At 31.9% G+C, this 26,174-nt stretch carries 25 protein-coding genes; 10 read left to right on the top strand and 15 right to left on the bottom strand.

The annotated features are described in order from the left end of the window. Window positions 1–77 precede the first annotated feature (77 nt). From porN to ACVC3Y_RS09615, 8 genes are all read right to left on the bottom strand, one after another. Window positions 78–977 carry a type IX secretion system ring subunit PorN/GldN gene (gene porN / locus ACVC3Y_RS09650; protein WP_303422018.1) on the bottom strand — a complete coding sequence of 300 codons (900 nt, stop codon included), beginning with the start codon at window positions 975–977 and terminating at the stop codon, window positions 78–80. A gap of 41 nt (window positions 978–1,018) precedes the next feature. Then, complete coding sequence (gene porM, locus ACVC3Y_RS09645; protein WP_303422021.1) at window positions 1,019–2,584, bottom strand: type IX secretion system motor protein PorM/GldM; 1,566 nt, start codon at window positions 2,582–2,584, stop codon at window positions 1,019–1,021. Window positions 2,585–2,630: 46 nt separating this feature from the next. Beyond that, window positions 2,631–3,266: a type IX secretion system motor protein PorL/GldL gene (gene porL, locus ACVC3Y_RS09640; RefSeq protein WP_452226747.1), complete on the bottom strand. Its 636-nt coding sequence runs from the start codon at window positions 3,264–3,266 to the stop codon at window positions 2,631–2,633. Window positions 3,267–3,337: 71 nt separating this feature from the next. Beyond that, window positions 3,338–4,702: a T9SS ring complex lipoprotein PorK/GldK gene (gene porK, locus ACVC3Y_RS09635; protein ID WP_303422027.1), complete on the bottom strand. Its 1,365-nt coding sequence runs from the start codon at window positions 4,700–4,702 to the stop codon at window positions 3,338–3,340. A 162-nt stretch (window positions 4,703–4,864) separates the two neighbouring features. Next, the gene (locus ACVC3Y_RS09630; protein WP_303422030.1) at window positions 4,865–6,031 is read right to left on the bottom strand and encodes a formimidoylglutamase; all 1,167 of its coding nucleotides are present in this window, start codon (window positions 6,029–6,031) and stop codon (window positions 4,865–4,867) included. 7 nt (window positions 6,032–6,038) lie between these two features. After that, window positions 6,039–8,546, bottom strand: a complete 2,508-nt coding sequence (topA, locus tag ACVC3Y_RS09625; protein ID WP_303422032.1) for a type I DNA topoisomerase — start codon at window positions 8,544–8,546, stop codon at window positions 6,039–6,041. 140 nt (window positions 8,547–8,686) lie between these two features. Further along, window positions 8,687–9,436, bottom strand: coding sequence for a hypothetical protein (locus ACVC3Y_RS09620; RefSeq protein WP_303422034.1), 750 nt, complete (start codon window positions 9,434–9,436; stop codon window positions 8,687–8,689). Window positions 9,437–9,461: 25 nt separating this feature from the next. Continuing rightward, window positions 9,462–10,217, bottom strand: coding sequence for a hypothetical protein (locus tag ACVC3Y_RS09615; RefSeq protein ID WP_452226746.1), 756 nt, complete (start codon window positions 10,215–10,217; stop codon window positions 9,462–9,464). A gap of 194 nt (window positions 10,218–10,411) precedes the next feature. Here ACVC3Y_RS09615 and miaB point away from each other — a divergent pair, with 194 nt between their 5' ends. From miaB to groL, 8 genes are all read left to right on the top strand, one after another. After that, window positions 10,412–11,860, top strand: a complete 1,449-nt coding sequence (gene miaB / locus ACVC3Y_RS09610) for a tRNA (N6-isopentenyl adenosine(37)-C2)-methylthiotransferase MiaB (RefSeq protein WP_303422039.1) — start codon at window positions 10,412–10,414, stop codon at window positions 11,858–11,860. A gap of 3 nt (window positions 11,861–11,863) precedes the next feature. Continuing rightward, window positions 11,864–13,123, top strand: coding sequence for a sigma-54 interaction domain-containing protein (locus ACVC3Y_RS09605; protein ID WP_303422041.1), 1,260 nt, complete (start codon window positions 11,864–11,866; stop codon window positions 13,121–13,123). A gap of 60 nt (window positions 13,124–13,183) precedes the next feature. Beyond that, the gene (locus tag ACVC3Y_RS09600) at window positions 13,184–13,381 is read left to right on the top strand and encodes a hypothetical protein (RefSeq protein WP_303422043.1); all 198 of its coding nucleotides are present in this window, start codon (window positions 13,184–13,186) and stop codon (window positions 13,379–13,381) included. A gap of 71 nt (window positions 13,382–13,452) precedes the next feature. After that, on the top strand, window positions 13,453–13,959 hold the full coding sequence (locus ACVC3Y_RS09595; protein WP_303422044.1) for an LptE family protein: 507 nt from the start codon (window positions 13,453–13,455) through the stop codon (window positions 13,957–13,959). Between the two features lie 80 nt (window positions 13,960–14,039). Further along, entirely contained in the window at window positions 14,040–14,966 is a 927-nt protein-coding gene (locus ACVC3Y_RS09590) for a hypothetical protein (protein ID WP_452226745.1), read from the top strand. Window positions 14,967–14,969: 3 nt separating this feature from the next. Beyond that, the gene (gene secG / locus ACVC3Y_RS09585; protein ID WP_303422048.1) at window positions 14,970–15,302 is read left to right on the top strand and encodes a preprotein translocase subunit SecG; all 333 of its coding nucleotides are present in this window, start codon (window positions 14,970–14,972) and stop codon (window positions 15,300–15,302) included. Between the two features lie 179 nt (window positions 15,303–15,481). Then, the gene (locus tag ACVC3Y_RS09580) at window positions 15,482–15,760 is read left to right on the top strand and encodes a co-chaperone GroES (protein WP_303422050.1); all 279 of its coding nucleotides are present in this window, start codon (window positions 15,482–15,484) and stop codon (window positions 15,758–15,760) included. A 148-nt stretch (window positions 15,761–15,908) separates the two neighbouring features. After that, on the top strand, window positions 15,909–17,543 hold the full coding sequence (gene groL / locus ACVC3Y_RS09575) for a chaperonin GroEL (RefSeq protein ID WP_303422052.1): 1,635 nt from the start codon (window positions 15,909–15,911) through the stop codon (window positions 17,541–17,543). Window positions 17,544–17,708: 165 nt separating this feature from the next. Here groL and ACVC3Y_RS09570 read toward each other — a convergent pair whose 3' ends face one another. The 6 genes from ACVC3Y_RS09570 to xrtF form a co-directional block, all read right to left on the bottom strand. Continuing rightward, on the bottom strand, window positions 17,709–18,050 hold the full coding sequence (locus ACVC3Y_RS09570) for a ribose-5-phosphate isomerase (protein WP_452226744.1): 342 nt from the start codon (window positions 18,048–18,050) through the stop codon (window positions 17,709–17,711). 72 nt (window positions 18,051–18,122) lie between these two features. Continuing rightward, window positions 18,123–18,479, bottom strand: a complete 357-nt coding sequence (locus tag ACVC3Y_RS09565; RefSeq protein ID WP_303422057.1) for a heavy-metal-associated domain-containing protein — start codon at window positions 18,477–18,479, stop codon at window positions 18,123–18,125. A gap of 21 nt (window positions 18,480–18,500) precedes the next feature. Then, a complete protein-coding gene (locus tag ACVC3Y_RS09560; protein WP_452226743.1) occupies window positions 18,501–20,741 on the bottom strand; it encodes a TonB-dependent receptor in 2,241 nt (746 codons plus the stop codon). A 99-nt stretch (window positions 20,742–20,840) separates the two neighbouring features. Next, window positions 20,841–21,254 carry an HYC_CC_PP family protein gene (locus ACVC3Y_RS09555; protein ID WP_452226742.1) on the bottom strand — a complete coding sequence of 138 codons (414 nt, stop codon included), beginning with the start codon at window positions 21,252–21,254 and terminating at the stop codon, window positions 20,841–20,843. Between the two features lie 57 nt (window positions 21,255–21,311). After that, a complete protein-coding gene (locus tag ACVC3Y_RS09550) occupies window positions 21,312–21,740 on the bottom strand; it encodes an exosortase F system-associated membrane protein (RefSeq protein WP_303422065.1) in 429 nt (142 codons plus the stop codon). Then, window positions 21,733–22,281: an exosortase family protein XrtF gene (xrtF, locus tag ACVC3Y_RS09545; protein WP_303422068.1), complete on the bottom strand. Its 549-nt coding sequence runs from the start codon at window positions 22,279–22,281 to the stop codon at window positions 21,733–21,735. The genes ACVC3Y_RS09550 and xrtF overlap by 8 nt, the downstream gene beginning before the upstream one ends. Window positions 22,282–22,374: 93 nt before the next feature. Between xrtF and ACVC3Y_RS09540 the strand changes: the two genes are divergently transcribed. Continuing rightward, a complete protein-coding gene (locus ACVC3Y_RS09540) occupies window positions 22,375–22,830 on the top strand; it encodes a GAF domain-containing protein (RefSeq protein ID WP_303422070.1) in 456 nt (151 codons plus the stop codon). Between the two features lie 104 nt (window positions 22,831–22,934). Here ACVC3Y_RS09540 and ACVC3Y_RS09535 read toward each other — a convergent pair whose 3' ends face one another. Continuing rightward, the gene (locus tag ACVC3Y_RS09535; protein WP_303422073.1) at window positions 22,935–24,185 is read right to left on the bottom strand and encodes an ABC transporter permease; all 1,251 of its coding nucleotides are present in this window, start codon (window positions 24,183–24,185) and stop codon (window positions 22,935–22,937) included. A gap of 197 nt (window positions 24,186–24,382) precedes the next feature. Here ACVC3Y_RS09535 and purH point away from each other — a divergent pair, with 197 nt between their 5' ends. Then, window positions 24,383–25,915 (top strand): bifunctional phosphoribosylaminoimidazolecarboxamide formyltransferase/IMP cyclohydrolase, encoded by a 1,533-nt coding sequence (purH, locus tag ACVC3Y_RS09530; RefSeq protein ID WP_452226741.1) that lies wholly within the window; start codon window positions 24,383–24,385, stop codon window positions 25,913–25,915. Window positions 25,916–26,174: the final 259 nt, after the last annotated feature.

The raw sequence follows: 26,174 nt of genomic DNA, 5'->3' as shown, positions 1-26,174 counted from the left end.
TAACAAAAGTACTATTTTTACTGTACAAAAAAACGCCCACTATTTCTAGTGAGCGCTATTTTTATTTTAAGAAAGCCTTAGTATGACCACATGTCCATTTCAAAGTTTCTGATTTTATCTTTAATTCTATCAGATTCTAATAATTGCATTAAAGCATTTTCGGTAATATATTCATCTACTGTTCTATCTCCAAAAACGTTTTCTTCTTTATACACATAGCCGTTAAAACGTCTAGAGTTTAAAATATGGTCGAACGTGAATGGCACAGCACTGTTTTTATTATTAAATGTTTTTGCTTCATGTAAAACATCTCTTGCGTCTGGAAAGAATATCCAATATAAAGGGTTTGGTTCTTTATTCTCTTCGTCATCACTATCAATAAAGTTTACATCGGCTGCTGCTGGAGCAAGACCTAACAATCTATATTTAAGTTCTCCCTGACGTTTATCAAAGTACCAAAGACCTTTAATTAAATATGCACTTACATCGTAAGAAGATATTTCTCTTTTAGTAATATATTCTGCATCTACGTAACCGTCTGCATTTAATTGATCGTAACCAATATCTAAAGTATCCACTTTAGAAGTTATATCTTTTAAATCTTTAAGACTACGTTTTGCTGTAAAATAAGAATCATCATATACATTTTCTATATCTCCTTCACGAATTGCTTTTGTTAAAACATCATATAAAGAACGTCTGTTGCTTCCAATATTATTGGTATCCACAGGATAATATAAAGGAAAGTTTACACGCTCATCTAAAACCACTTTCTCCCAAGTCATTTTAGAGTACATAATGTCTCTATCATCTACATAACCGTATTCTAATGGTTTATCATTATCTACAGCTTTCTGTGCTTCAGTTCTAACCCCTATTTCTTGAGGTGTTTTCGCATTTAAAATATTTGCTTGCGAAAACCCTGTAGTTGTTAGGGCTACACTAAAAATGGTTAATAAAAAAGATTTATAATTCATCTTACAATAATTAATTTTAATTAATAATACTATTGAGTTGGTTAGTTAGACAACTGAATAATAATTGGTGCTGCTGGTTTAATTCTTGGTCCATTACTACTTGATTTGATATCAAATATTTGCACATCAGAACCACGCTTCGCTTTACGTAAAGCTGATTTAGCTTGAGAGTTAAGTCTATTACCTTGACAAGTTACACTAGGTGAACCAGGAACTTTAAATTTAAATGAGGTTACTTTTAAAGGTAAATCGAAATCAAAATCTTCTAAGACAGCTTGTACTTTACCAATCTCAACATTGTTTCTTGGTAAACTAAATTGTCCTGTTTTACCAGCCATTTGACCAGAAGGTTTAGGAATATCTTTAATTCTAAATGTTTTTCTATCGGAAGCAGAAGAACCATCATCAAGCTTAGCACTTACGTTAATAGTTACTTCTTTACCTGTAGTTGGTACCATGTTATATTTACCAGTTCCAGATCCTTTACTTAAACCTGCTCCACTAGCTGACACTTTATTGTCAGGTACACCAGCGAAAGAAATAGTCATTGGGTTTGTAACACCACGATACACTACATTCATTTTATCTGCTGAAATTGTTGCCGAATTTGGTCTTGGCACTACAACGTAGTTTCCTACGATAGGAATTTCTAAAGGCTTACCATCTTCTAAAAAAGTGAATACCCCTTTAATATCTTGTTCTCCAACGTTACCTACAGTAAAATCTAGTTTTGCTGCTCCTGTAGAGTCAATAGCTTCTGCTATGTTAATTTCTTTACCATTTACAGATAATTTAGTTGGTGTTACATTAGCATATTTACCTAAAACAACTTTACCTTGAAATTTTTCTCCTGCAAAGAATGCTGACTTATCTGCTAATACAATAGCTTGATATTTTTTTAATGATACCGCTTCATCTAAACTGTTTCCTAAAAACAGGTTGAACATATTTGCTTCGGTCATCTTTACATCATTCTGCATTGCAGTTAACTTTGTATATGATGCGATAGCTGGAAAACCTTGAAAGTTATAGTCTAACCATCCTTTACTTATTCCGTCTTTAGTTTCAACATCTGCTGTAGAAAAACGTTTTTCAAAACGTTCTATAGCTTTATTATACTTTACATCACCACCAAGAATTTCTTTAATATCATTCTTGTATGCTGCAATTGCAGCCATTACTTCGTCTCCTTTTTTTGTTAAACGATCTCCAGTAAACCACATTTCGTCAAGGATATCTGTTTTATCCATTGCTTCGAAAGGTAACTTTCCAGTTTCTGGTACAACAGCATATTTTCCTTCTCTTAATAAATCGGCCTTTAAACTACCAATATATTTATAAAATTTATCTGAAACAGCGTTAACTTGAGTAGCTTTATTAAAAGGTACTGCGAACTCTTCTTTCTTTTCTTCCGCTTTGGTTTCTAAATCTGCTAATAATGCGCTATTTTTTTCAGTAGCTACAGTATTAGATTCTGCGAACTTAAGATCCATCAGTCCAAATGCTGAAAGTACTTCTTTAGACATATTCATAGCCATCATTGCGATGAATACTAAATACATCAAGTTAATCATTTTCTGCCTTGCGGATGCTTTTCCTCCTGCCATGTTAATTAGTTTTTATTGGTTAATAAATATTAGTTAATAAAACTAATTAGTTTTTGTTCATTGCAGTAAGCATTCCTCCATATACCCCATTTAAAGAAGATAAGTTTGAAGCTAAAGATTGCATTTGCTCTTTTAATTTGTTTGCATTTTCTACAGACTCTTCGTTAATCGATGCTTGACGACTAGCAGATTCCATTTGCACTTTATATAAACTATTTAAAGATTCCATTTGAGCAGCAGCTAAAGACATTTCTTCGCTGTATTTCTTTTGTGCAGCAATACCATCTACTGTAGGAGAAATTCCTTTAGCAGCACCTTCAAAGTTTTTGATACTTGCTCCTAAGCTTGCCATTAATTCGCCATCAATTTTAGCGTCTTTTAATAAGTTATCTAATTTTTTAGAAAGTAATCCTTCTGCATCTTTAGGCTCTTCCTTTACTTTTTTAGCACCTAATGAAGCTCCTCCTGATAATTCAGGATATACTAAAGACCAGTCTAAATCACTTGCTTGTCTCTCAAATGCAGAATATGTAAATACTAATGCTTCCACAATCATACCTAATGTTAAGATTTCAGAACCATAAGGCCAGTGCTGAATTTTAAATAAAGCTCCAACGATTACAATTGCTGCTCCTAATCCGTAGATCATATTAGTTACTGTGATTTTACCTTTTTGTGCCATAATTTTTAGTTTTTTTAGTATTGCTACTTTTTAAGTTGATTATTATTGTTTATAATTAATTTGGTTATTTTTTATCTTGCGTTAGCTGTAACGTCTGTACCCATATAATCCTGAACAGTTCTGAAGCCAATATAACTTCTTGCAGAATCTGCATATTCATAATCTCTTGAGCTTACTTGTAAATAGTAGGCTACATCTTTCCAAGATCCACCTCTTACTACTTTACGTTGATTATTTACATCGTTAACACTAGGGTTAATTGTAGATACATACTCATAAGAACCAGGATCGTAAGATGCACTTACCCATTCGGAAACATTACCTGCCATATTGTATAAGTTAAAGTCATTAGGTTCGTATGACTTAGCTTCTACCGTATATAAAGCTTGATCTGCAGCATAGTCACCTCTTAAAGGCTTAAAGTTTGCCATAAAACATCCTCTATCGTTTTTAGCATAAGGTCCTCCCCAAGGGAAAGTTGCTCCTTGTAACCCTCCTCTTGCAGCGTATTCCCATTCTGCTTCAGATGGTAATCTATATTCGTTTACAAAATGTTGATTTTTTTCTTTTCTGTATGCGTTGTGATATAAAGTTCTCCACTCACAGAATGCTTTAGCTTGTTTCCAAGAAACTCCTACTACAGGATATTCTCCGTAAGCGTCATGCCAGAAATAATCGTTGTGCATTGGTTCGTTATAAGAATATGCAAAATCTCTAATCCAAGCTGTTGTGTCTGGATAGATTTCTACAGCTTCTGTAATTAAAAACTCTGATCTTTTCTGACCTTTATTTTTAGCTTTAGCAGCTTTTTCAATATCCATGTATGTGTATTGAAATTTAAATTTAGACACATCCCATGTACGTTGCCCATTATAAGACTCTTCTATTGGCAAATACATAGTATCCATTACTTCTACATAGTATTCATCTGGATATTCTGAAGTATCAAAAAGTAAATCTACATCGTGATTTAATTTTCTTCCTTCGTAACCAGTTTCTCCCATTCCACTATAATTGTCATACATATATTGTTCGTATGCATTCATATTTTCTGGGTCTGCATCTTTAAATGCATAATCTCCAATACCACCATCTCCAGGAGTAGCTCCTACTTCGTCTGCTAATATTGCTAATTTTGTTCTAATGGTAGAATCTCTAACCCATTGTACAAATTTACGATACTCACTGTTTGTGATTTCCGTTGCATCCATATAGAACGATCTTACTGTAACCGTTTTAGTTGGCGCATCTTGAATACCAGCTAAATCATCATCCGATTTACCCATAATAAATGCTCCTCCAGGAATTAATTCCATACCATAAGGTTTTTCTGGATGCCATTTTTTTCCTTTAACACCAACTAACTGGCCTCTGTCTCCAGAACCACAACTTGAAAGGAATGCTAAAACTACTGTTAATAAAAGAAAATTCTTCATATTTATTGAAAACTCGAGGTTAATTATTCTATGCTCAAAATTTAAGAGCGTAAACATATTTATATATTTTTTAAAAAACAACTTTTTTATAAAAAAAATACGTTTCGTCGTAAAAATAAAACATTTTAACGACAAAACAACTATTTCAACGTGTTTTTATATTTACACACAATTCTTTTGAAATGCTTTATACCAACGTTCTGGTATAATATTATTACAAGCGTCTACATAATCTTGATGCATGCATGGTAATAACGTATGTCTTTTTAATTTATTATTCACTTCATTTAAAAAAGGTATTTCTATCCACCATCTACCTGTTTTTATGCTTTTATAAAAGACTAAATCTTGATCTTCTATTAATGTTATGAATTTTTGATAATTATTTTCATCTTTAAAATCATCATCTTTTACTCTATAATTTACTCCTTCTATGAAGTACCAGATAATCTGGGATATAAGCATTGAAGTAATTTCATCGTCTTTAGATGGATTATATTCCCAAAGGCCAAAGGAAGTTACTTTATTACTAATTCCTGCGTAACGCGAAATAGCACATACTTCTTTACCATCTAAACCATTAGGTGATACTTTTTGATTTAAACTAACTTCGGAAGATTTTACAGCTCCTAAATCTATACTTACAATATTTGCATCTCGCATAATAGGTTCTACAATGGTAATATCATTAGACACCTCTCCTAAGCGATAGGCATCAAAATATAATTTCTCCATTAAATCTATTTCTTCCTGCGAATTAAAATAGGTTTGATAACCAATTGCCGAATAATTAAATAAGTTAAACGGTTGGTCTAATATTATTTTTCCAACAAAACTTGTATTCTTAATGGGTTTAGCTGAATCCCCTAAATCAAATTTAGAATCTACATTAACAATATTTACCATTGGTATAATGTTATCGTAAGCACGATAGTTGGCATAGGTTAAATCTTGACTCCCTCCTATTATTATTGGAATAACTCCTTTTTGCACTAAAATAGCAATAGTTGTCTTTAAGGCGAAATAGGTATCTTCTATAGACTCTCCTTTATTAATATCGCCTAAATCGGCAATACTTGTGTTCCAGCTCCCTGGAAAAAGGGCATAGAAAGATTTACGTATCTCATTTAAATTAAAATCTTCACCAATATAGTTAATATCGTTTCTAGTTTCTAAAACACCCAATATAGCCAATTGTACACCTTCTAAATCTGGAATCCCTTCTTGATTAGAATGTATTTTTAATTTTCGACCTAGAGCTTGTTCTGGTAATAACTCATTATGGGCTAAAACGGAATCTGAAACTGGGGATAGAAAATTAAAGTTCATGTACTATTTATTTCTTTTTTGCTGTTGTTTTTTTCTTTGCAGGGGCTTTTTTCTTAGCGACCTTCTTTTTTGGTGCGTTCTTTTCAATAATAGCTTGCACTTCTTCTAAAGTGAACTTAGTTACATCGACTGTTTTTGGTAATTCAATTTTAGTTTTACCTTTAATTATATTGTGTCTTCCCCATCTTGCTTTTTCTACTTTAATTCCTTCTTCTTCCCAATGGTGAATAACTTTATCTATTTCTTTTTGAATTTTTTCCTCAATAAGTGTTACAATATCATTATCGGATAGATTATCCCAATCGTATTTTTTATTTACGTTAATAAACATGTTGTTCCACTTAATAAATGGACCAAAACGACCTTTCCCTTTTTGCACTGGCAATTCTTTATAATGATAAATTGGAGCATCTGCTTTTTGCTTTTCTTTTATTAAAACAATAGCATCATCTAGTTCTACACTTAAAGGATCTGTTCCTTTTGGCAATGACACATACGCTTTCCCAAACTTTACATAAGGACCAAAACGACCATTATTTACTTGTACTTCTTCGCCTTCAAAAGTTCCTAAATCTTTAGGAAGTTGAAATAAATCCATTGCTTCTTCAAAAGTAATCGATGTTAATTGTTGGTCTGGCGAAAGACTTGCAAAAGTTGGTTTTTCTTCATCATCTACAGTACCAATTTGTACCATTGGGCCAAATTTACCTAAACGAACACTTACGCGTTTTCCTGTTTTTGGATCTTCCCCTAAAATACGTTCTCCAGATTCTCTTTCGGCATTTTCTTGAACGTCTTCTACTTTAGGATGAAAAGTCTTATAAAATGACTTCATCATTTTTTTCCAATCTTTTTTGCCTTCTGCTATATCATCGAACTGATTCTCTACTTTAGCTGTAAAGTTGTAATCTAAAATACTTTCAAAATGGTTTACTAAAAAATCGGTTACAATCATACCAATATCTGTTGGTACTAATTTCCCTTTATCAGATCCAACTTTTTCGGTAAGCACAAGATCTTTTACCTTTCCGCTTTCTAAAGTAAGCTGTGTATAATCACGTGCTACGCCATCTACAGCTCCTTTTTCAACGTAATTTCTATTTTGTATGGTAGAAATAGTTGGCGCATAGGTAGAAGGACGACCAATTCCAAGTTCTTCTAATTTCTTCACCAAAGATGCTTCGGTAAATCTTGCTGGCGGTCTTGTGTAACGCTCTGTTGCTGTTATGTAATTATTTAAAAGTGTTTCATTTACTTTCATTGCAGGCAACATACCGTCTTGCTCTACATCTTCATCATCTGTTCCTTCTAAATATACTTTTAAGAACCCTTCAAATTTAATAACCTCCCCATTTGCAGTAAATATTTCACTATTTTTTGAAGATGCTATTCTAACATTTGTACGTTCTAATTGTGCTTCACTCATTTGTGATGCAATCGCACGTTTCCAAATTAAATCGTATAGTCTTGCTTGATCTCTATCAATAGCTACAGAGTGTGTTGCAAAATTAGTAGGACGAATAGCCTCATGCGCTTCTTGAGCACCTTTAGATTTCCCTTTGTAATTTCTTGGTTTACTATATTTTTCGCCATAAGCAGATTCTATTTCTGCTTGCGCTCCTTTTTTTGCTTCATCCGATAAGTTTACACTATCTGTTCTCATGTAGGTAATTAAACCTGCTTCATAAAGGCGTTGTGCCATATTCATGGTTTTACCTACTGAAAAATACAACTTTCTTGCTGCTTCTTGTTGTAATGTTGAAGTAGTAAAAGGTGCTGCAGGTGCTTTTTTCGCTGGTTTTTTCTGAAGATCTGCAACTTTAAAATCTGCTGCTGCATTACTTTCTAAAAATGCGTAAGCCTCTTTTTTTGTTGCAAAATTCTTAGGAAGCTTTGCTTTAAAGGATTGCCCTGCTTCATTAGAAAACTCGGCATCAATTCTATAAGATGCTTCTGCTTTAAAGTTTTGAATTTCTCTTTCTTTTTCAACAATTAATCGAACAGAAACCGATTGTACACGTCCTGCCGAAAGACCTCCTTTTACTTTTCGCCATAAAACTGGTGAAAGCTCATAACCAACAATTCTATCTAAAACTCTTCTTGCCTGTTGTGCATCAACCAAATGATAATCGATGCTTCTAGGATTCTCAATTGCATTTTTAATTGCTGTTTTAGTAATCTCATGAAAAACAATACGTTTTGTTTTTTCCTTATCCAGTTTTAGAGTTTCGGCTAAATGCCAAGCAATTGCTTCTCCTTCTCGATCCTCATCACTAGCTAGCCATATCATTTCTGCTTTTTTGGCTAAATCTTTCAGTTTTTTTACAACTGCCTTTTTATCTTTAGATACTTCATATTTAGGATCAAAATCACCTTCTACATCTACTCCTAATTCTTTAGAAGGTAAATCTGCAATATGCCCAAAACTAGACTCTACTTTAAAATCTTTTCCAAGAAATTTTTCAATAGTTTTTGCTTTTGCTGGTGACTCTACTATAACTAAATTCTTCGCCATATTTCTATTTTTTCAGAATGCAAAGGTATGCGAAAAAAAATTCACGTTCCTAATTTATTATTTTTAGGGTCTATAATTCTTTAGAAAGAAAAATGAAAAAAGCCTGAATTAACAGGCTTTTATTCAAAAAAATATTGTTTTTAAATATTTCCTATTTGGTCCAATTCTTCAAAATCATCAAAACCAACCACTTCCTTATATATAAAATAAATTGGAAGATAAATAAGAGGCATCGTAAATAGAACTCCTACACCACAAGCCAAAATACCTAACATAGCTATAATACCAGTAATAAAAACCAATCCAAAGGTTAAAAACCATTTCTTTGTTCCTAATTTAAAACTCAGTTTAACAATTTCAAGTTCACTTAATTCTTCATTAAACGCAAAAACAACAGCAAAATATAACAACGGAATAGATGCATATATATATGGTATTATAAAAAGAGCTTGAGCTACTGCTGTAATTAACGCATAAACCACACCTAGAACCATAACCTTTCTAGAGTTCTCGCCTTTAAAAAAATAAAAAAGGTCGTCTTTTTTTTCTTGCATTAAATCCTCTTGTCTACAAACCCTATAAAAACCAGCCATCAAGCCTAACAAAACAGGAGATAACACTAAGCTTTGTGGCAAGTTCTTTACAGCGCTATTTGCATAGATAGTAAAGAAATTTAATCCTTGAAAATCTGCAACATCATATGGATTTGGAATAAATCCGATGGACACGAATGCTAGAGCGATTAGCACTCCAAAAATCATTGTAATTAGAATCATTAAAAAACCTTGCAACCATATCTTTTTAAACAATTGAAAAGAATAGTCCAGGATTGCTCCAAAATCTAGAGTTTTCGCTTTTAGTAATCGTGTTTCAAATTCCTGAAAAGTCATTCTATTTTATTTAAATGAAAAGTTACTATTCGTTTCCAATTTTTGATATTTCTTCCATTTCCTCAAACCCTATTACATCTTTGTATATATAATACGCAGGGATATATGCAAAAGATGTTGTTACAAAAACACCAACAAAACACATAATCATACCTACAATGGAAGCTAAAATAGAACTCACGATTACGAGTCCAAAAGTAATGAACCATTTTTTATTTCCTAAAGCAAAACCAGACTTAATAATTTCGGAAACGGATTGTTCTGGGTTAAATGCAAAAATCAAATTCATTAATGTTATTGGTACTATTACATAAAAAAATGGCAAATAACATAAAAGTATAGCAACAAAAGAAATTCCAACTATTGCAAGGGATAGTTTTATTAGCTTTCCCAAATAAGGCCTTTTAAAATAATAGAAATAATCCTCTTTCCCTAGTTCATTTAAATCTTTCATTTTACAAATTCTATAAAAGCCAGCTCGCATACCAAAACCAATTACACCTGCTACTACACCAAAAACTAGCATTAATAGAAAGAAAGGTATCATTATAAAGAAATTAGGATCTCCAGACTCAAAAGAAGTAGGGTCCATTATTCCGGCTCCTATTAAAGGCAAATACATAATAAAGTAAAACGGGAGCATAATTAACATGGTTAAAAGCATCATAATTAATCCTTGTACCCAAACTTTTTTAAAAAGCTCTATACTTTTATTAAAAATATCACCAAAATCTAACGCTTTAGCATTTTGCACTTTACTTTCAAATTCTTGAAATGTCATTATTTATCGTATTAGTTAGTGTTTCAAAAATAGGTAATTAATAATAAATATTTCAAAAAAATTACACACTGTCACTTTGTCACTTTACTTAAAATAATCGTATCTTTGCATACTTATTGACAGAAATTTATTTCAATTAACAGATTCCCAATTTTATGGGAAATGAATTATTCCGTTTGCACGGAAAACTAAAGATGGAAAAAATAATAGACGAAAAAAAACAAGGAGAAAACCTTGTTATAGAAAATAAAGAAGGGAATACAAGAAAACTTTTTATTGAAAGTTATGGTTGCGCTATGAATTTTAGCGATAGTGAAATTGTAGCTTCTATTCTATCTAACCAAGGTTTTAACACTACTCAAAATCTAGAAGATGCAGATTTGGTTTTAGTAAATACATGTTCTATTCGTGATAAAGCAGAGCAAACCGTTAGAAAACGCTTAGAAAAATATAACAAAGTAAAAAGAACAACTAACCCAAAAATGAAGGTAGGTGTTTTAGGCTGTATGGCAGAACGCTTAAAAAGCAAATTTTTAGAAGAAGAAAAAATCGTAGACCTCGTTGTTGGTCCTGACGCCTATAAAGATATACCAAATCTACTTGCAGAAGTAGATGATGGTAGAGACGCAATAAATGTGATCTTATCTAAAGAAGAAACCTATGGAGATATTTCGCCTGTACGCTTAAACACCAATGGTGTTACAGCTTTTGTATCTATTACTCGTGGTTGCGACAATATGTGTACGTTTTGTGTTGTTCCTTTTACAAGGGGAAGAGAACGAAGTAGAGATCACCAAAGTATTATAGAAGAAATTAATGACCTTTGGAGTAAAGGTTACAAAGAAATTACGCTTTTAGGACAAAATGTAGATAGCTACCTTTGGTATGGAGGAGGCTTGAAAAAAGATTTTGTAAAAGCTACCGAAATGCAAAAAGCAACTGCAGTAAATTTTGCAAAGCTATTACAGCTTTGTGCAGAAGCACAACCAAAAATGCGCATTCGTTTTTCTACTTCTAATCCACAAGACATGACATTAGATGTTGTAGAAACCATGGCGAAATACGAAAACATATGCAACTATATACATTTACCAGTGCAAAGCGGAAGCGATCGTATTCTAAAAGAAATGAACAGACAGCATACACGTCAAGAATATATGGAGCTTATAGATAATATTAAGCGTATTCTTCCAGAATGCACGATTAGCCAAGATATGATAACTGGTTTCCCAACAGAAACTGAAGAAGACCACCAAGACACCTTGAGTTTAATGAAATATGTAAAATATGCCTTTGGCTATATGTTTGCGTATTCAGAAAGACCAGGAACCATGGCAGAACGTAAGCTGGAAGACGATATCCCTCTAGAAGTGAAGAAAAGACGCTTACAAGAAGTTATCGACTTACAATTAGCACATAGTTTAGAAAAAACCCAATCTTTTATTGGTAAAACAGTAGAAGTATTAATAGAAAAAGAAGCTAGAAAAGGAGATCAAGATTGGTCTGGTAGAAACAGCCAAAACCTGCTTTGTGTTTTCCCTAAAGAAAACTATAAAGTTGGCGACTTTGTAAACATAAAAATTACTAGAGTTACAAAGACCACCTTAATTGGTGAACCTTTGGGATATTCTAAAAATAATTAATTCATGGAATCCATTCAATCCATAAAACAACGTTTCGGCATCATTGGTAACGACCCAACACTTAATCGTGCCATAGAAAAAGCCATACAAGTAGCACCAACAGATATTTCGGTTTTAGTAACTGGAGAGTCTGGAGTTGGTAAAGAGAGTATTCCTAAAATTATACATTCGCTCTCCCATAGAAAGCATGGCAAATATATAGCGGTAAACTGTGGTGCAATTCCGGAAGGAACCATCGATTCGGAACTATTTGGACACGAAAAAGGCGCCTTCACTGGAGCTACAGCTACCAGAAATGGATATTTTGAAGTAGCCGATGGAGGAACCATTTTTTTAGATGAAGTTGGAGAACTACCATTAACAACACAAGTACGTTTACTTCGTGTTTTAGAAAATGGCGAATTCATTAAAGTAGGCTCGAGTAAAGTACAAAAAACAGATGTACGCATTGTTGCTGCTACTAACGTAAACATGTTTGATGCCATTAAAAAAGAAAAATTTAGAGAAGATTTATACTACCGATTAAGCACTATAGAAATTAACCTTCCTGCACTTCGCGAACGTAAAGAAGACATTCATTTACTATTTAGAAAATTTGCTAGCGATTTTGCTCTTAAATACAAAATGCCAACCATCAAATTAACAGAAGATGCGATACAATTACTTTTAAAATTTAGATGGTCTGGTAACATTAGGCAATTACGAAATGTCGCAGAGCAGGTTTCGGTTTTAGAGCAGAATAGAACTATAAATGCTGCTTCGCTACAAGAATATTTACCAACTGGAAGCACCAATTTACCTGCAGTAATTAAAAACACAAAAGCAGAAAGCGATTTTAGTAATGAACGTGAAATATTATACAAGGTTTTGTTTGATATGAAAGCCGATTTAAACGATCTTAAAAAGCTTACTATGGAGCTCATGAAAAACGGTAATGCAACCGAAGTTCAAGAAAAAAACGAAAGCTTAATTCAAAAAATATACGGCAACGAGGAAGATGCTAATTTTGAAGACGCTAAAGAAGATGTAGAATTATTGTCTATTCCGCAAAACGTAACTCCAAAACCAATACAAGACGCATCCGATAAATATCATTTCGCCGAAGAAATTGAAGAAGAGGAAACCCTTTCTTTACACGATAAAGAACTAGAACTAATTAAAAAATCTTTAGAACGTCATCAAGGAAAACGTAAATTAGCAGCAGCAGAACTTGGCATTAGCGAGAGAACTTTATATAGAAAAATAAAGCAATTTGATTTGTAACAAAATTTTATGAAAATCAAAATAATAAAAAGTTATTTTTGAAATCCTATAAACAAATAAATGAAAGCAGTAGAAATATTTTTAATCAGAAAATCGTTTAGTCGTAACAGCTCTGAGGCTATAAGACAAGAGGCAGAAGATTTAATAAACGAAAAACATTATCAAGGTTACCGACTTATTAATGCAGATTTTGATGTAGCAGATAATGCTGGATATATTTATGCTTACATAACTATGAAAAAACCGAATACCTATTAATTAGTACTAAAATAAATGTCACGCTAAGCAAGTCTGCACGTAGCGCAGCCGAAGTGAAGCATTTTTTACTTATGAAAAACTTAAAATTTATATTCCTTTTTCTTATAACAACCACACTCTTTACTTGTGGTCCATACTCCTTTACAGGAGCATCTATTTCTTCTAATATAAAAACATTTCAAGTAAACTACTTTCAAAATAATGCCATTTTAGTAGAGCCAGGTCTAAACAGAGATTTCACAATAGCATTACAAGATTTAATAACAAATCAAACTAATTTAAGTTTAGTAAACTCTAATGCAGATTTGGTTTACGAAGGCGAAATTGTAGAATATAGAATTTCTCCAACCACAGCAACTTCATCGAACACTGCTGCGCAAAACCGTTTAACAATTGGTGTAAATGTGCGTTTTTATAATAAAAAGAATGAAGAGGATGATTTTGAACAGCGCTTTTCTTTTTACTATGATTATGGAGGAAGCGAACAACTTGTTGGCACAATTAAAGCAACTGCTTTTGAAGAAATTTTTGAACGCTTAACCCAAGACATTTTCAATGCATCATTAGCTAAATGGTAATCTTAATTTTAGTTTTAAAACATTACCATTTCGAATGGAGTTGAGAAATCTCCCAAAAAAAAGTAAATTTGACTTAGTCAATGAATAATACAGATTTTACATATTTATTACAACATCCTCAAAAGGTTACCGTTTCACAAACCGAAGCATTAAAAACCATTCTTGACGCATTTCCGTATTGTCAATCTGCAAGAGCCATCTACTTAAAAGGGCTAAAAAACAAAGAAAGTTTCAATTACAATAAAGAATTAAAAAAAACAGCAAGTTACACTACAGACAGAAGTATTTTGTTCGATTTTATTACTTCACAAGAATTTCTACAAAATGAAATATCGCAACACATAAAGCAAAACATTGAACATCTAAAAGAAATCCCAGTAGATGTTGAAGATATTTCGGTAAATAAAAACGTCACAATAGATGATGCTTTAAAACAACAAATAAAAGATACCACAGGTGTTTTAGACCCAGAGTTATTTCAACCAAAAATAAAACGTTCAAAAATCGCAAATTTCAATTTAGATGTTTCTGAAAAAATAGAAGAATCTAAAGAAGAAAAAACGGATGAAACATTTTCTGCAAACGAAATTTTAAACCTTGGAAAACCGTTACAGTTTAATTCTAAAGAAACACATTCGTTTAACGAGTGGCTAAAACTTGCAAAGTTCACTCCTATTGTACGCCAAGAAGAACAAGAAATAGTAGAGGAAATAAAAACGGAAAAAGAGAAAAAATTTGATCTTATAGAAAAATTTATAACAAAAAACCCTAAGCTAAAACCAATAAAAACGGCTAAAGCAAATATAAATATTGCCGAAGAGCAAATGATACAGCCAGAAGCACTAATGACCGAAACATTAGCTCGAATTTATGTAGAACAAAAAAACTATAAAAAAGCATTACAATCTTATAGAATATTAAGTTTGAAATATCCAGAAAAAAGTGGTTTCTTTGCAGACCAAATTAAAGCAGTAAAACAATTACAAGAACAAAACAATAAAGAATAACTCATGTTTACAGTATTTTTAATATTAATAGTAGTAGTAGCATTTTTGCTAGTTGTAGTAATTATGGTACAAAACCCAAAAGGTGGAGGTTTATCATCATCCTTTGGTGGTGGTGGAACACAACAATTAGGTGGTGTTCAAAAAACAACCGACTTTTTAGATAAAAGCACATGGACGCTTGCAACTATTTTAATTGTATTAATTTTAGTTTCAAACGTTGCAATTAACAACGGAACAACAACTACAGAATCTAAAGCACTAGATACAAATAACATCGAAGTTCCTGTGGAAGTACCAACTGCACCTGCACAAACAGAAAACACTCCTGCTGAGTAATCTGTTTTTTAAAATATTTAAAATGCCAACCTTAAAGTTGGCATTTTTTTTTATCCAAAATTTAATTCTATAACAGGAAAAGTTGAACATTCGGTAACTTTGTCAGTCCTACTCTATTGGCACATTTTTAGCTTCCAATTAAAACATCAATATTATTATAAATAAATAAAACATATATCATGAGTAAAGTAAACATTAAACCTCTTGCAGATCGTGTTCTAGTAGAACCACTTCCTGCAGAAACGCAAACAGCATCTGGTTTATTTATTCCAGATTCCGCTCAAGAAAAACAACACAAAGGTACTGTTATAGCTATTGGAACAGGCAAAAAAGACGAACCGCTTACAGTGAAAGTTGGAGACACTGTTCTTTACGGAAAATATTCAGGAAACGAATTAAAATTAGATGGTAACGACTATTTAATGATGCGTGAAGAAGATATTATGGCTATTATCTAAGCTGTCATTCCGCCCCGAAGTTTCGGGAATGCGGAATCTATTCAACAAACAATAAATTTCAATTAAAAAGATTCCTGCTTTCACAGGAATGACAAATAAAACAAACAGTTTTCCGCTTTAGCGGAAACGCTAAATTAAAATTTTAACGATGGCAAAAGACATAAAATTTGATATAGATGCACGCGACGGGTTAAAACGTGGTGTAGATGCATTAGCAAACGCAGTAAAAGTAACGCTAGGACCAAAAGGACGTAATGTAATTATTAGCAGAAGTTTTGGTGCTCCTCAAGTAACTAAAGATGGAGTTTCTGTTGCAAAAGAAATAGAATTAGAAGATCCTTTAGAAAATATGGGAGCGCAAATGGTAAAAGAAGTTGCAAGTAAGACAAATGATCTTGCAGGTGATGGTACTACTACAGCTACAGTTCTTGCGCAAGCAATTGTAAAAGAAGGCTTAAAAAATGTTGCTGCTGGTGCAAACCCAATGGATTTAAAACGTGGAATAGACAAAGCGGTTACTTCGATTGTTGAAGATCTTGAAAAACAAACAAAGAAAGTTGGTAACTCTTCAGACAAAATAAAACAAGTTGCTTCTATTTCTGCAAATAACGATGATGTAATTGGCGATTTAATTGCTATGGCATTTGGTAAAGTTGGAAAAGAAGGAGTGATTACTGTGGAAGAAGCTAAAGGAACAGATACTTATGTAGATGTTGTAGAAGGTATGCAGTTTGACAGAGGTTACTTATCTCCTTATTTTGTTACAGATAGTGACAAAATGATTACAGATTTAGAAAACCCTTACGTTTTATTGTACGATAAAAAAGTGTCTACAATGAAAGATTTACTACCTGTTTTAGAACCTGTAGCACAGTCTGGAAAACCTTTATTAATTATTGCTGAAGATGTAGATGGTGAAGCATTAGCAACTTTAGTAGTAAATAAATTACGTGGTTCTTTAAAAATTGCTGCTGTAAAAGCACCAGGATTTGGAGACAGACGTAAAGCAATGTTAGAAGATATTGCTATTTTAACTGGTGGTACTGTAGTTTCTGAAGAAAGAGGATTTACACTTGAAAATACTACTTTAGATATGCTTGGTACTGCAGAACGTATTACTATTGATAAAGACAATACGACTGTGGTTAATGGTGCTGGAGATAAAAGCATGATTAAAAACAGAGTAAATCAAATCAAATCACAAATTGAAACTACAACTAGTGATTATGACAAAGAAAAACTTCAAGAACGCTTAGCAAAATTAGCAGGTGGGGTTGCTGTACTCTATGTTGGCGCTGCTAGTGAAGTAGAAATGAAAGAAAAGAAAGACCGAGTAGATGATGCTTTACATGCTACACGTGCCGCTGTAGAAGAAGGCATTGTTGCTGGTGGAGGTGTTGCTTTAGTTCGTGCTAAAAAAGTATTAGAAAAAATTACTACTGAAAATTTAGACGAAACTACAGGTGTACAAATTGTAAACCGAGCAATTGAATCTCCTTTACGTACTATAGTAGAAAATGCAGGTGGTGAAGGAAGTGTTGTTATAAACAAAGTATTAGAAGGTAAAAAAGACTTTGGCTACGATGCTAAAACAGATCAATATGTAGATATGCTTAAAGCTGGAATTATCGATCCTAAAAAAGTAACAAGAATTGCTTTAGAAAATGCAGCCTCTGTTGCTGGAATGATTTTAACTACAGAGTGTGCTTTAATTGACATTAAAGAAGACACTCCTGCTGCTATGCCAGGAGGAATGGGAGGCGGAATGCCAGGAATGATGTAATGGCGAATCGCTGTAAACAGATTACTCACTCATATGTAAATAACGCATCAGTAAGTATCTAATACATAAATCATTAAAATGCTTCTAGATATTTCTAGGAGCATTTTTTTTTGTTTTGCCTTTTAATTTATTTAATAAAGTTATTCTTATTTCACAAAAAACTTTTTAATTAAACCAAACCGCATATTTCTGTCTACGTAACTCTAAAGCTAAAGTTTCTTCCATTTTTAAAGCTTCTGCTCTGGTTTTTATTGGGTCAATATGATTATACAAACTAGGTCTAAGATAAGATCCATATTTTTCTACAATATTAGAAGATAGCTTGTAACCTTTTTTGTTTCTGTAGCCCGTTTTGTGTTGTGCAAAACGTTCTTTTGGTGTTTTACTAGTCATACCAACATACAAGCATTGCAAGACGCCATTAAATTGCGGATTTGCATTTCTAAACTTTGCATTTTCTGTAAAAACGCGTTTAGATAATTCTATAACGTATATTCTATATGGCATTTGGTAAAAATAAAAAGCCTGAATTAAAATTCAGGCTTTTCTACTTATTTCTTACTATTTACTATTGTTTTCTTATTCTTTATGATCTTCTTTCACTTCTTCATCTCGATACTTGCAACAAGGATGTACACTTTCATACGCTTCTTTTGTAGCTTTTATCTCTTTTGTATCGTGTCCTACTGCAGCAATACTGTTATGAATTTCATTTAGATTCGTTTTCCCATCATTATAGATAAGTTGTAACTCATGCGTTTCTACACTCCAAACTGCAGATTTTACTCCTTTAACTTTAAAGCATGCTTTTTCAATTCGGTCTTTACACATACCACAAACTCCATCTACCTCAATAGATGCTTTTGCATTTTTATTTTGAGCAAAAGCAGTTAGACCTACAAACATTAAAACGGTTAATGCAATTATTTTTTTCATGTTATTATATATTATTTTATGTTATTGAATTTTAAATCGTAATCCTGCATAATAATTAGAACCATATATTGGCCCGTATACAAATGTAGTATCAAAATTTGCACCAAAAGGATCATCTGCTCCTAAAATGGGATTATTTTGTCTAACATTTGTAATATTTTCACCTCCTAAATATACTTCAAATTTTGGAGAAAACACTTTGGTTATTTGTGCATTTAGAGTCGCTACAGTTGGGGAATATGCTCCTAATTCGTATTGCGAAGGATTACTTTCTGTAGATGAAAAACGTTGTTTCCCTAACCAATTAAACGTTGCATCCATTTTCCAACGCCCCATTCTGCCTTCTTTAATAGGAGTTTCATAAGATGCATTTACAAAAAATCTATTTTTAGGCACTAAAGGTTTTTCTAATTTTTCACTTCCATATTGTGTTTGCACATCGTAATATTTGTATGCCAAACGAAGATCAAAATTAGTAAAAACATTATAATTCATTTCTATTTGAAAACTATTCGCATAGCTTTCTCCTTCTAAATTATAAAAATTCACTTCTTGCGGATTCTCATAATCCACAACCACTTGGTTTTCAAAATCGGTTCTGTAATAATCTAAAGTAATATCTGCTTTTCTATTAAATAAATTAAATCCTTGTAAAAAAGACACTCCGTAATTCCATGCTATTTCGGGATCTAAACCATAAATTTCTCCACCAGTATTCACAATATTTATAGTTCTTGATGTAGAAAAAATGCTTTGGTTTTCGGCAAAAATACTAGCACTACGTTTTCCTCTTCCAAAAGAAGCCCTTAAAGCAGATTTCCCCCAAGGCGTATATCTAGCGTGTACTCTCGGTGTAACAAACGTTCCTAATAAATTATGAGTATCTACACGAATACCAGCGGTAATATTTAGGTTCTTTAAATTATCGTAAGCGTATTCAAAAAACACACCAAAATCCGATTCATTTCTTCCAAAATCTGTTGTATTTACAACTTCATCATAATGATCGTAAGTATAGCTAACCCCTGTTTTAAATTTACTTCTGGAATCGCCAATAATAGAGTTGTAAATTATAGTTGAGTATAAACTATTTTGAGTAATGTCATAATCATTTAATCCAAAATAAGAATCTTGAGTATGCCTACTAAAAGCGGCTTGAACACTAACACTTTGCCATGGAATTTCTGGATTTACATAACCTATTTTTGAAGAAACCTCATATCTTTTTGTGTCTATTTCTCCTCCCCAAGCATTGGTTGTTCCTTTATCTGTATTTGGATCGAAATCTACTTCACCTGTTTGTTTTTCATCATTTAAAAACTTAAAGTTAATAAAGCTTACAAACCCTTTTTTTAGATTGGTATATTGCCAACGGTTCATTAGATTAACTTGATTATACAAAGGCATATCTAAAAAACCATCGTTATTCACATCATGTTTTGTATTATGCGTGTTGCCATGTAGATAAATTCCTGTATCCCATTTCTCGCTCACCTTAGTATTAAAATGCGTATTTAATTCGAATCGTGTATTACTTGCACCATAGAGATTAGCAAACAATTTATAGTCTGTAGACGGCTTCACTAACTCTGCATTTATTTGTCCTGCTATACTTTCATAACCATTTACTACACTTCCTGCCCCTTTAGTAATTTGAATACTTTCTACCCAAGTTCCAGGAATAAAACTTAATCCAAAAGCTTGTGATGCTCCACGAATAGATGGAATATTTTCTGTAGCAATTAATAAATAAGGACTAGTTAATCCTAGCATTTTAATTTGTCTAGTCCCGGTTACTGCATCTGCAAAATTGACATCGATAGATGGGTTTGTTTCAAAGCTTTCTGAGAGATTACAACAAGCCGCTTTTAGCAACTCTTTACTACTTACCGTAAAGGTATTTGTAGCATTTAAATACGATTTAGCAGTTGCTTGTTTTCTTGAAGTTACTGTAACTTCATCTAAATCACTTTTAGATTCTAATTGTACTTGAACTTTTTCTGGTTTAACAATATGTAATGTATCCGTTTTAAAACCAACATAACTAATCACAAGTTTTTTATAGGATTCGTTATACGGAATCGTAAAATTCCCGTTATAATCTGTGGTGGTTCCAACAGAAGTTTCTAGCCAATACACATTTGCTCCAAACAAAGGTACTTGCTCTTTTTTTTCACTGGCTTCCAAAACTATTCCACTAATTTGTTCTTGTGAAAAAATAGCAAAAGGAAGCATGAATAGTATGTATAATATTTTTTTCATGTTTTATTAAGTCAATAAATTATTCTTTAACATCCTGAAAGATTTCAGCATGTTTATTTTCTTCAAAATAAATTGAAGACTAAATAATTACTTAATAAATCAAATAAGAAAAGTATCGTTAACTAACTGCAGATCTACAATTAAGTTTGGTGGAGAGTAATCTTTATGCGGAATAATTTGCTCTGGCAAACCTTCAAAAAGATTAATATAAGTATACGCAAAGGATGTTAAAAATAGCTGTTGTTCAAATTCTAAATCGTCAAAATTTTTAATAGCTAAATCTTTCTGACCTTGAACAAAATCGATTTGATCTTTACAGCAATTTTTTTTTGTGATAGCTGCCTGTTTCATTTCAAAAGCTTCCATAGCACATTTTTCTCCTTCTGTAAAGATGGAAACATCTACTAAAACATCACCACAAAAGTGTTTTTCAACAGTAAGAGAAACAGTTGAAAACAAAACTAAAAAAGCTAATGTTATAGAAAAAAAATTATGTAAAACTTGTTTTATCACCTTACAAAATTACAAAAAACAAAATGTATAAAACTTGTTTTACAAAATCATTAACAATTATTCCTGTTTTTTATAATTATAAAAAGCAGGAATTAACAGTAAAAGAATAAGAGGCTGAATTAAAAACCTTCTAATATTGAAGAATAAATAATAGTCTTCTTGTTTTGGACTAATAATAAAATATAGAAATAATATTAAAAGTAATACTAGAGATATAGAGTATAAAATTATCGAAAATTTAATAATGTTTTTATCTTTAAAAAGAACAAACAAAATCGCTAAAGATATAACTGAATTAATAACATATCTTAAAACGGTAAACATAGTAAGTTTAAATGTTTCTTGTCTTGGCGAATCTAAATACAAGTAGTCATTTTTAAAAAAAGACAAATACGGATCGTAGAAAATTTGCTCTTCAAACACACGAATTAGTATGAGTAAAATACCCAAAACTAACAACAAACTATATTTTGTTAGTTTATGCATTTCTTTTAATTTTTGAAAAACGATTTACCCAAACAATCCAAAGCAAACAAACCATACCATAAATTATTGCTGGAAAAATTACCGTATGCAGAATATCTTTTCGCCAAGGGTAATGATATAACCCAATAGACAAAATGGCTATTCTAACCAAATTAGCAATATAAATTAAAACACTTCCAGCAAAAATATACAACACTGTTATTTTAAATTTACTTGCAAATGCTATTATAAACGATATAAATAAAATAATAATACTCACCGAATTACAACCTTCTATAACTCTAGCAACATATTTTTCGTTAATAATTAATTTTAACGATGCTTCATTAGGATGTGGCAAAAGCTCTACTCTATAATCTAAAGCATTCAGTATTTCTTTACTCTGCTTTGCTACCAAATTGGTCATATAATCTGGATAATATTTCTCGCCAGAAGAAAATTGCAAAAAGAATTTATAACTAAAAGTTAAAATAGCATACACCAACAAAAAGGTTGCTATAAATTTTAGTACAGACTTATATTTTATAAAAAGGTGCTTCAATGGCATTACTTTTAATTTACATGGTTAAATTTATGTAAAAAGGGTTTAAATATATTGGTTTTTGAATACTTTTGCCAAAAGTTTATGAAACATATGAATTTCGAACAATTAAAACCTGAAATAATTACCATTATTACAAACAAAGAAACGTCTAAGGATAATAAATTATTATCTATTTGTACGCTTCTTGAAGAACATATTACCTATTATAATTGGGTTGGTTTTTATTTTAAAAATGGTGATAAAGACGAATTAAAACTAGGGCCTTACGTTGGCGAACCTACAGACCACACTATTATTCCTTTTGGTAAAGGTATTTGTGGTCAAGTTGCTGTTAGCAATAAAAACTTTGTGGTTCCAGATGTTGCTGCACAAGATAATTATATAGCTTGTAGTATTACTGTAAAAGCCGAGATTGTAATTCCTATTTTTGTAAATGGCGAAAATATTGGTCAAATAGATATAGACTCTAATACACCAGATCCTTTTACCGAAGCTGACGAACGTTTCTTAGAGTTTGTTTGCACTCAAGTAGCAACACTGCTGTAAACATATATTAAACCAAAAAATAAATTCCACAAAGTATTAGATTAACATCCTACTTTTTGGAATTTATTTTTTTTTAGATTTTCGAAAGCACTTAAATTTCTATCTTACATTCCTGTTCTAATGGCTTCCACTGGATCTAATTTTGAAGCAGAAATAGCTGGAATCACACCAGAAACAACGCCAATAAAAGTAGATAAAACAAATCCTAAAAACATATTATACATAGATAATACAAATTCAAAGTCACCTGTTAGTTGTGATACAATTTTAGCAACAATAAATACTAAAATGAGACCTACCACACCTCCAATTATAGCTAAAATTACTGCCTCAAATAAAAACTGAAACAAAATAAATTTATTTTTAGCTCCTAATGATTTTTGAATTCCAATTAAATTGGTTCTTTCTTTTACGGAAACAAACATAATATTTGCAATACCAAAACCTCCAACAAGTAGAGAAAAACCACTAATTAGCCATCCTGCAGAATTCAAAACACTAATTATACTATCAATAACATCTGTTAATCCTGAAAGTTTATTAACAAAAAAATTATCTGGCTCATCTGCTTTCAATCCTCTAAATGCTCTGTATTTTTGTTTTACTATTTGTTCAAAAGCAGAAATATCAACACCTTCATTTGGTCTAATAATTACTGCTCCCGGCAGTCCTTCAGAACCACCATTTTTAAAACGTCTTACAAAATTTGCTGGCACATACGCTTTTTCATCTGGCGAATCACCAATACCACTTCCAACCTTTTTAAGCACACCAATTACCGTTAATTTTCTTCCAAAAACACGAATCTCTTTTCCTATTGGGTTTATTTTTTCAAAAAGATTTTCTGCGGTAGCGCTCCCTAATACAATAACTGGAGCACCAGAAACAGATTCGGATTCGGTATAAAATCTACCTGCTACAATTTTCATGTTTTCAATATCATAAATACCTTCTGAAACAGGATTTACGCTTACTCCTGTTACTATTTTACCTTCATATTTAATATTTTCTTGTCCGCCAAATATAATATAGGCCATAGCATCTACTTCATCTAGGCTTTTTTGTAAAAATATAAAGTCTTCGTATTCTGTTTGTGGATAATTTTCTCGTTGCCATCTAGGTATTGTAGTAGGACCAAAAGAATACTTAGTAACGTACATGGTATTTTTATCTAAACCTTCTAACTGTCCTTTTATATTCTTATCTAAAGAATCTACTGCTGCTAAAACAGCTATAATAGAAAAAATACCAATGGTAACACCAAGCAAAGACAAAAACGTCCTTAACTTATTGTTTGCAAGGGCACTAATTGCAAAAGAAAAACTCTCTTTAAAGAGACGTAAGTACAGTAACATATGCAGTAAATATTATACTTTTTTAAAGTGATATAAAGGTAAGACGTTTTTATATATTAATTGTTACAAATAAATGAAAACAAATTAGAACCTCTTAGTTGTTAATAACTCCTTGTTTTAGTTGAAAAAACAAATACCTATTAACTTATAAAAAGCACTTAATATTGCTATTTTTGCAGCCAAACAACACAACAATAATGAGCAATAACAAAACCATTAAATCTGCACTAATTTCGGTATTTAGTAAAGATGGATTAGAACCAATTGTAAAAGAATTAAACAAACAAGGAGTGACCATTTATTCTACAGGTGGTACAGAAAAGTTTATTACAGATTTAGGGATCAATGTCGTTCCTGTAGAAGATGTAACTTCATATCCTTCTATTCTTGGCGGAAGAGTAAAAACATTACACCCAAAAGTTTTTGGTGGTATCTTAAACAGGCAAAACCACGATGGTGATATTGCAGAAATGCAAGAATATAACATTCCGCAAATAGATGTAGTAATTGTAGACTTATATCCTTTTGAAAAAACAGTTGCTTCTGGAGCAAGTGAACAAGATATTATTGAAAAAATTGACATTGGAGGAATTTCTCTAATTCGTGCAGCTGCGAAAAATTATGCAGATGTTATTTGCGTTTCTTCGGTAGATGATTATTCTGAATTTTTAGAATTAATCACAGAAAAAAACGGAAACCTAACCGAAGCAGACAGAAAACAATTTGCTGCAAAAGCATTTCATGTTTCTTCGCATTACGACACTGCTATTTTTAATTACTTTAACAAAAACCATGAAATTGCTTCTCTAAAAATTAGTGAAACTCAAGGAAAGGTTTTACGCTATGGTGAAAATCCACATCAAAGAGGATTCTTTTTTGGTGATTTTGATGAAATATTCACCAAGCTTCACGGTAAAGAATTAAGTTACAACAATCTTTTAGATGTAGATGCTGCTGTTAATTTAATAAATGAATTTAAAGGAGAAGCACCAACATTTGCCGTTTTAAAACACAATAATGCTTGTGGTTTTGCACAACGTGCAACCGTTTTAGAATCTTATGTAGACGCGTTAGCTGGAGATCCAGTTTCGGCTTTTGGAGGAGTTTTAATTAGTAACACAGAAATAGACAAAGCTACTGCCGAAGAAATTCATAAGTTATTTTGTGAAGTAGTTATTGCTCCTTCATTTTCTGAAGAAGCTTTAGAAATTTTAAAAGGTAAAAAGAATAGAATCTTATTAATTTTAAAAGATTTCGATTTCACACAGACAACAGTAAGAACTTGTTTAAATGGTGTTTTAGTGCAAGATAGAAACGCTAAAACAGATACCCTTGCAGATTTAAAAGACGCTACTAACAATAAAGCTACAGAAGCAGAGTTAGATGATTTAATCTTTGCTTCTAAAATTTGTAAACACACAAAATCGAACACTATTGTTTTGGTAAAAGACAAACAATTATGTGCAAGTGGAACTGGACAAACTAGTCGTGTAGATGCATTAAACCAAGCCATACATAAAGCACAATCTTTTAATTTCGAATTACAAGGAGCAGTTATGGCAAGTGATGCTTTTTTTCCATTTCCAGACTGTGTAGAGATTGCTAAAAATGCAGGAATTACTGCAGTAATACAACCTGGAGGTTCTATAAAAGATCAATTAAGTATCGATTATTGCAATGCTAATAATGTAGCAATGGTATTTACTGGAACTAGACATTTTAAACATTAAACAAATTCTTGCAAAAGCAGAAATTTTAAGAGTATTAACAACAATTTCCAGACCTTTCTGGTTTTTAAAACAGGAAAGGTCTTTTTTTTTCTAAATGCTTCAGAAAAAAAGAAAGTTAAAGAAAGGTTGAATACATATTTTATTGTTTTTCTGAATTCATTATTCCAATGCATGGAAAAAACAATTCCGCGAAAGCGATAAAACAAATACTTGAAAAGCTGCATTTAACTATCTAGATTTTCAAGTGTTAAAACATCAA

Source organism: Lacinutrix cladophorae (genome assembly GCF_053604645.1).
This window is presented reverse-complemented; position numbering and strand designations above follow the sequence as displayed.